Here is an 8,159-nt window from a genome sequence, read left to right on the forward strand (position 1 = left end):
GCTTCCGGACCCTTCCGGACCTGACCCCGGGCGCGCCCGCCCGCAAGTCCCGGACGCCGCTCTCTGTCGTCCGGTCTGTCCCGCGCAAGCGCCGGGCGCCGTTCGTGGTGATGTGCTTCGGAATCCTGGCCCTCGCCCTGATGGCCGTGCTGGTCCTGAACATCTCGGTCTCCTCTGCCCAGTACCAGCTGGTGGAGCTGCGGGCCACGCAGTCCACGCTGACCAAGCAGAACCAGGACCTCACCCAGCAGGTGCAGAACTTTGACGCCCCGCAGAACCTGGCGGCCAAAGCCACCGAGCTCGGGATGGTGGCCTCCACGGTCAAGGGCCAAATCGACTTGTCGACCCTGGCCGTGTCCGGCAAGGCCAAGCCGGCCGCCAAGAGCGACGCCCCCGGCGCCGTCATCGCGGCCCCCGCCGTCGCCGGCCAGGTCAACGTGGTTCCCTCCGCCACGGAGAACGAACCGCTCCTGAACCTCAAACCCGCTGACACTGTGGCCAAGGCAGCGGCCAAGGTCGCAGCCAAGGTTCCGGCAGCCAAGATCCCCGCAGTCCAGGTCCCCGCCGTGCGGGTACCGGCCGTGGACCTCTACGGCGGCACCATTCCCGCTCCGGCCCAGAAGATCCCGGCTAAATAGCAGGCGGCACCAACCACCAGCAAGGCAAGAAGCAAGGAAACTCCCGTGGCGCAAAACACCGGCAAGGCACGACCAGGCAAGACGCCGAGCGCCACACGGCGGCTGCGGCTGGGGCTCGGCATTATGCTGACGCTGCTGCTGGTGGTGGGCGGCAAGCTGTTCCTGGTGCAGGGCCTCGACGTCGGCGGCATGGCCGAGGCAGCGCTGAAGAACCGGCTCAAGCCCATTGAACTGCCCGCAGAACGGGGCAGCATCCTCGACTCCCACGGCACCGTGCTGGCCAGCAGTGTGATCCGCTACAACGTCGTGGTGGACCAGACCGTCAACACCAACACCGAGACGTTCCCGCGGCTGGACAAAGTCGACGGCAAGGACACGGTGGTGAAGATCACGCGGGATGAGGGCATCGAGGAACTCGCCACCGTCCTGGGCATGAAGAAGGACGACCTCAAGACCGCCCTGACCGGCACCCAGCGCTACTACATCGTGGCAAAGGACATCCGGCCCGACGTCGAGGACCGGATCTCCAAACTCCAGATCCCCGGCATCGTCACCGAAGGCACCAGCAAGAGGGTCTACCCCAACGGCTCCGTGGCCGGCGGGATTGTCGGCTTCCTGAAGGACGGCACTACCGGCCAGGCGGGCCTGGAACAGACCCAGGACGACGTGCTCAAGGGCACCGCCGGCAAGCGGCTGTTCGAAATCGGCGCCGACGGGCTGCGCATCCCGGTAGGCGTGGACCAGTTCACCCCRGCCGTCAACGGCAAGGACATCAAACTCACACTCAACTCGGACCTGCAGTACTTCGCCCAGCAGGCCATCCAGAGCCAGAAGGACCAGCTCAGCGCGGAGTGGGGCGTCATCGTCGTTTCCGACGTCAAGACCGGCAACATCATCGCGATGGCGGACACCAACGCCCCGGACCCTAATGATCCCGGCAAGGTGGCCGCAGCGGACCGCGGTGTCCGGTCGGTGACCGCCGCGTACGAGCCGGGCTCGGTGGAGAAGATGATCACCGCCGCCTCGGCCATCGAGGAGGGCACGGCCAAGCCGCTGGACAAGTTCATCATCCCGCCGACCTACACGGTGGACGGGCAGACGTTCACCGACGCGTTCGAGCACGGCACCGAGAAGCGGACCCTGGCGGGCATCGTGGGTTACTCCATGAACACCGGCACGGTGATGGTCGGCCAGCGGATCAGCAAGGAAAAGCGGCACGACTGGCTGCAGAAGTTCGGCATCGGCGAGGCTCCGGACATCGGGCTCCCGGCCGAGGCCCGGGGCATCCTGACGCCGGCCGACCAGTGGGACGGCCGGCAGCAGTACACCGTACTGTTCGGCCAGGGCGTCGCCCAGTCCACTCTCCAGACCGTCCGGGCCTACCAGAGCATCGCCAACGACGGCGTGATGCTCCAGCCGCGCCTGATCGACAGCTACATCAGCCCCGACGGCACCGTGGAGAAAGTCCCGGCGAAGCCCAGCCGGCAGGTGGTTTCCAAGAGCACCGCCAAGCAGGTCCGCGACATCCTCGAAAGCGCCGTCACCGAGGGCGAGATCAAGGACGCCGCAATCGACGGCTACCGCGTGGGCGCCAAGACGGGTACGTCCGAATCCCCGTGTGATGACGGCAAGTCCGGATTCTGCGGCTACACGGCCTCCCTGATCGGGATGGCGCCAATGGACGATCCGCGGTTTATTGTTGAAGTTGTCCTGCAGCGGCCCAAGGGCAGCATCTACGGCATCACCCAGGGGCCCGTGTTCCGTTCGGTGATGAGCCAGACGCTGCGCACCTACAACGTTGAGCCGTCCACCGGTAAGCCGGTCAGGCTCCCGCAGTACGCCAAGTAGCACCCAGCTTCACGAGTCAGCAACACCCACCAGTTCCACGCAGCCGGGCCTGCGTGCGGGGCAATCCTCCGCGCGCGGCGCATGCTGCCCAGCACCGCAACGGAGATCCCCTTGTCAGAGCCCAATGCCCACGATGCGGCACCAGCGCCATCCGGCCAGGACTCCACCTCGGCGTTCCGGCCCTCGACGGTTGCCGCCGTGCCGCTTGAAACCATCGGTGAGTGGATCGGCGTCGTCGTCCCGGGTGCCTCCGCGGACGTGCCCGTCACCGGAATTTCACTGAACTCCCGGACCGTCGAAGCGGGGGACCTGTACGTCGCTCTGCCCGGCGCGGCCCGGCACGGCGCGGACTTTGTGTCGGACGCCGTCGACGCCGGTGCTGCCGCGGTCCTGACGGACGACGCCGGCGCGCGCCTGCTGGCTCTCTCCAACGACATCTCCGTGCCCGTCCTGCTCGCCGAGGAGCCGCGGAGCCTGGTGGGCCGCCTCTCCGCGCTGATCTACCGGAGCCGGCCGGCAGACGCCCCGGCGCCGGCCCTGTTCGGGGTGACTGGGACCAACGGCAAGACCACCACCACGTACTTCATCAATTCCCTGCTCCAGGCGCTCGGCAAGAAGACCGGGTTGATCGGAACCATCGAGATCCTGGCCGGCGGCGAACCGATCCCCAGCCTCCTCACCACCCCCGAGTCGACCGACGTCCACGCCCTGCTGGCGCTGATGCGTGAACGCGGGCTCGACGCCGCGTCCATGGAGGTCTCCTCGCACGCCATTGCCTTCCACCGGGTCGACGGCGTGGAGTTCGACGTGGCCGGCTTCACCAACCTCACCCAGGACCACCTGGACCTGCACGGGAGCATGGAGGAGTACTTCGGGACCAAAGCGCAGCTCTTCACCGCCGGACGCGCCCGCGCCGCCGTCGTGACCGTGGACGACGAATGGGGCCGGAAGCTTGCCGCCGGCGCCGGCATCCCCGTCAGCACCCTCGCCACGGACGCCGGCGGTCCGGCGGCGGACTGGACCGTCGTTGATCCCCGTCCGCGCGGCCTGGGCACCGACTTCGGGCTGCGGCACCGCGACGGCACCGAGCTCCGGGTCCACACCGGGCTGCCGGGAAGCTTCAACGTCGCCAATGCGGCCCTCGCCATGGCCATGGTCATCGCCGGCGGTACCTCCCCGGCCGAGGTGCAGACCGCTCTGGACAGCGCCGACCCGTTCACCGTCGCCGTGCCCGGCCGGATGCAGCTCGTGGCAACGGAGCCGGCCGCCGTCGTCGACTTCGCGCACAACCCGGACGCCCTCGCCCGTGCCCTGGAAGCCGTGCGCTCCCCGGAGCCGGGTTCCAAGGTCATCATCGTCTTTGGCGCGACCGGCCAGCGCGACCAAAGCAAACGGCCGGCCATGGGCGCCATCGCCGCCCGCCTGGCCGACACCGTGATTGTCAGCGACGACGACCCACACGACGAGGACGCCGCCGCCATCCGCGCTGACGTGCTCGCCGGAGCCCTCGAGGCCCAGGCCCGCGAAGGCCTTGCCTGCACCGTCCTGGAAGTGTTCCCGCGCGACGCCGCCATCCGCAAGGCCGTGGAACTGGCGGACTCGCGCGACACCATCCTGGTTGCCGGCCGCGGCCACGAGGTCTGGCAGGAGGTCAAGGGCGTCAACCTGGCGCTCGATGACCGGGTGGAGCTCCGCTCCGCCTTGACAGCACGAGGATTCACCGTTCTCGATGACCAGCGGATAGAGTCCTAAACCGAGATGATTGCATTTACTGCGGCTGAAATCGCCGAAATTACCAACGGCCGGCTGGCCGCGGAACCGGGCATCACCCCCGGCTCCGTGGTGACCGACTCCCGCGAAGCCACGGCAGGCTCCCTCTACGTGGCCAAACCCGGAGAAACCGCAGACGGGCACGATTTCGTGGCGGCCGCCTTTGAACGCGGAGCTGTGCTGGCACTCGTCGAGCGCGACGTCGCCGCCCCGGACGGGTCCACGTACCCGGCCGTCGTCGTCGAGGACTCCGTCCTGGCCATGGGCGCCCTCGCCGCCGAAGCCGTCCGCCGGATCCGGGCGCACTGCGCCGCCGGCAATGAGGCCTTCACCGTCATCGGCATCACCGGTTCCGCCGGCAAAACGACCACCAAGGACCTGCTGGCAGGGATTCTTTCCGGTTACGGCACCACCGTGGCCCCACAGGGTTCCTACAACGGCGAGGTCGGGGTCCCGCTGACCGTCTTCAGCGCCGGCTACGAGACCCGGTTCCTGGTCATCGAGATGGGCGCCACCGGCATCGGCCACATCCGCTACCTCGCGGACATGGTCCGCCCGGAGATCGGCGTCGTCCTGGCCGTCGGAACAGCCCATGCCGGCGAGTTCGGTGGGGTCGAAAACATCGCCAAGGCCAAGGGCGAACTGGTCGAAGCACTGCCCACGGACGGCACGGCCGTCCTGAACCTCGACGATCCGCGCGTGGCCGCCATGGCATCACGGACCTCCGCAACGGTCCTCGGCTTCTCCGCCCAGCGCACCGGCAGCGGCCAGAATGCGCTGGTCCTGGCCGACGACGTCGAGCTGAACGCCCAAGGCAACCCCGAATTCGAGCTGCAGCTGCCCGGCAGCACCGAGCGCCACCACGTGTCGGCCAAACTGATCGGTGCACACCATGTGGGCAACCTTCTGGCCGCTGCCGGCGCCGCCCACGCCGCCGGCATTCCCGGTACCGGCATCGCCGCGTCGCTCAGCGCGCAGACCGCCGCCAGCCGCTGGCGGATGGAACGCACCGAACGGGCCGACGGCGTGACCATCATCAACGACGCCTACAACGCCAACCCGGAGTCCATGCGCGCAGCCCTGCGGACCCTCGCGGACCTCGGCCGCGGCCGGCGCACCTGGGCTGTGCTCGGGGCCATGCTGGAACTCGGCGAGGACTCCATCCGCGAGCACACCGCCGTCGGCACCCAGGTGGTCAGGCTCAACATTTCCCGACTGCTCGTCATCGGACGCGAGGCCCGGGCGCTCTACGTCTCCGCGGTCAACGAAGGATCCTGGGGCGACGAGTGCCTGTTCGCCGAAAACGTCGATGAGGCCTATGACATCCTGCGCGCCGAGCTCGAGCCCGGCGACCTGGTCCTCTTCAAATCCTCCAACAGCATCGGGCTGCGCCATTTGGGCGATCGGATAGCATTACCCGGAACCGCCACTGAAGGGAGCGCACTGCTGTGATCGCACTGCTGATGGGCGCCGGACTGGCCCTGCTGCTTTCCTTCCTGGGCACCCCGCTGTTTATCCGGTTCCTGGTCCGCAAGAGTTACGGCCAGTTCATCCGCGATGACGGGCCCACCTCCCACCACACCAAGCGCGGCACGCCGACCATGGGCGGCACCGTCGTCGTGGTGGCCGTGCTGGTCAGCTACGGGCTGACGCACCTCGTGATGTGGATGATGAACCCCCGCTCGCCGGGCCCGTCCGCCTCCGCGTTGCTGCTGCTCTTCCTTATGGTCGGCATGGGCCTTGTCGGGTTCCTGGACGACTTCATCAAGATCTCCGCGCAGCGCAGCCTGGGCCTCAACGCCAAGGCCAAACTGATCCTTCAGGCCGCCGTCGGCATCATCTTCGCCGTCCTGGCCCTGAACTTCCCGGACGAGAACAAGGTCACCCCGGCGTCCTACCAGATCTCCCTGGTCCGTGACATCCCGTGGCTGAACCTCGCCTTCGGCGGCACGGTTGTGGGCGCCATCCTTTTTGTGCTGTGGTCCAACCTGATCGTCACCGCGGCCACCAACGGCGTGAACCTCACGGACGGCCTGGACGGCCTTGCCGCCGGTGCCTCCGTGATGGTCTTCGGCGCCTACACCCTCATCGGGATCTGGCAGAGCAACCAGTCCTGCGGCTCACCGCGGCAGGCCGGCGCCGGCTGTTACACCGTCCGGGACCCGCTGGACCTCGCCCTGCTTGCCGCCATCGTCAGCGCCGCCCTGGTTGGGTTCCTCTGGTGGAACACCTCGCCGGCGAAGATCTTTATGGGGGACACCGGCTCGCTGGCGATCGGCGGCGCCGTGGCCGGCTTCGCGATCCTGTCCCGGACCGAACTGCTCCTTGCCTTCATCGGCGGCCTCTTCGTGATGATCACCCTGTCGGTCATCATCCAGGTCGGCTACTTCAAGGTCACCAAGGGCAAGCGCTTCTTCAAGATGGCCCCGCTGCAGCACCACTTTGAGCTCAAGGGCTGGGCGGAAGTCACCGTCGTGGTCCGGTTCTGGATCCTCTGTGGCCTGTTCGTCGCGGCCGGCCTCGGCATCTTCTACGCCGAATGGGTGGTGCTCCTGTGAGCGGTGTGATCCCCGAACCGCTGGCAACCTCGCCCCGGCTCGAGGGCCTGACCAGCTGGGACGCGGACTGGTCCGGGCTCCGTGTGGTGGTCACCGGAATCGGCATCTCCGGTTTCGCCGCCGCCGACACCCTGATCGAACTCGGTGCCCGCGTGGTGGTAGTGGACGCCGCCGACGGCGCCACAGCGCGCGCCCAGGCCGACACCCTGACGATTGTCGGCGCGGCCGGCGTGCTCCTCGGAGCCGACGCCGTCAACGCCGTACCCACCGTGGACGGCCAGAAACCCGAACTCATTGTCACCTCCCCGGGCTGGCGGCCCGACCAGGCGCTGCTCGCCGCCGCCGCGCGGGCGCACATCCCCGTATGGGGCGACGTCGAACTCGCCTGGCGCGTGCGCGAACGCGCAGGGCGCAAGACGGCCGACTGGATCACCATCACCGGCACCAACGGCAAAACCACCACCGTCGGGCTGACCGAAGCGATGCTGCAGGCCGCCGGACTCAAGGCCATCGCCGTCGGCAACGTCGGGACCCCCATCCTTGATGCGCTCCGTGACCCGGTGGAGTACGACGTCTTCGCCGTCGAACTCTCCAGCTTCCAGCTGCACTGGAGCCACTCGGTGTCCCCGGTCGCCAGCGTGTGCCTGAACATCGCCGAAGACCACGTGGACTGGCACGGATCGTACGACTCGTACCTGGCGGACAAAGCCAAGGTCTACGAGCGGACACAGAAGGCGTGTATCTACAACGCCGAGCAGATCGAAACCGAACGTATGGTCGAGAACGCCGACGTCGTGGAGGGCTGCCGCGCCGTGGGCTTCACCACCGTTACCCCCGCCATCAGCATGGTGGGGGTCGTTGAGGGACTGCTTGTGGACCGGGCATTCATCCCGGAGCGCAAGGACAGCGCCGCCGAACTGGCCGCCGTCTCCGACCTTGGCCCGGTGGCGCCCCGGCACATGGTGGCCAACGCCCTCGCCGCGGCTGCCCTGGTGCGCGCGTACGGCGTTGAGCCCTCCGCCGTGCGCCGGGGACTGCAGGACTATCTGCCGGGGGACCACCGGATCCAGCCGGTGGCCCGCCACGAAGGCGTGCTCTGGATAAACGACTCCAAGGCCACCAACCCGCACGCCGCCGCAGCGTCTCTCGCCGCGTTCCAGAACGTGGTGTGGATCGCCGGCGGCCTGTCCAAGGGCGTGAATTACGACTCACTGGTCCGCGAGAACGCCAGCAGGCTCAAGGCCGTGGTGCTGATCGGTGCGGACTCTGCCGGACTCCTGGCCTCGCTCCAGCGACACGCGCCCGATGTCCCCGTGATCGGCCAGGCAAAGGGCGACACTGAAGA

General features: G+C 68.1%; 6 protein-coding genes. All 6 read left to right on the forward strand.

Going from position 1 to position 8,159, the window contains the following annotated elements:
* Nucleotides 1-638, forward strand: a 638-nt coding sequence (gene ftsL / locus AC1DHD_RS11520) for a cell division protein FtsL (protein ID WP_476879845.1), incomplete at its 5' end; no start/stop codon positions are given.
* A gap of 45 nt (nt 639-683) precedes the next feature.
* A complete protein-coding gene (locus AC1DHD_RS11525; protein WP_476879846.1) occupies nt 684-2,486 on the forward strand; it encodes a peptidoglycan D,D-transpeptidase FtsI family protein in 1,803 nt (600 codons plus the stop codon).
* 111 nt (nt 2,487-2,597) lie between these two features.
* A complete protein-coding gene (locus AC1DHD_RS11530) occupies nt 2,598-4,238 on the forward strand; it encodes a UDP-N-acetylmuramoyl-L-alanyl-D-glutamate--2,6-diaminopimelate ligase (protein WP_476879847.1) in 1,641 nt (546 codons plus the stop codon).
* Between the two features lie 6 nt (nt 4,239-4,244).
* Nucleotides 4,245-5,708, forward strand: a complete 1,464-nt coding sequence (locus AC1DHD_RS11535) for a UDP-N-acetylmuramoyl-tripeptide--D-alanyl-D-alanine ligase (RefSeq protein ID WP_476879848.1) — start codon at nt 4,245-4,247, stop codon at nt 5,706-5,708.
* Nucleotides 5,705-6,814, forward strand: coding sequence for a phospho-N-acetylmuramoyl-pentapeptide-transferase (mraY, locus tag AC1DHD_RS11540; protein WP_476879849.1), 1,110 nt, complete (start codon nt 5,705-5,707; stop codon nt 6,812-6,814). Before AC1DHD_RS11535 ends, mraY begins: the two co-directional genes overlap by 4 nt.
* Nucleotides 6,796-8,159, forward strand: a 1,364-nt coding sequence (murD, locus tag AC1DHD_RS11545; protein WP_476879850.1) for a UDP-N-acetylmuramoyl-L-alanine--D-glutamate ligase, incomplete at its 3' end; no start/stop codon positions are given. The genes mraY and murD, both read left to right, overlap by 19 nt.

It is taken from the genome of Arthrobacter sp. 05L45_2 (assembly GCF_056397525.1).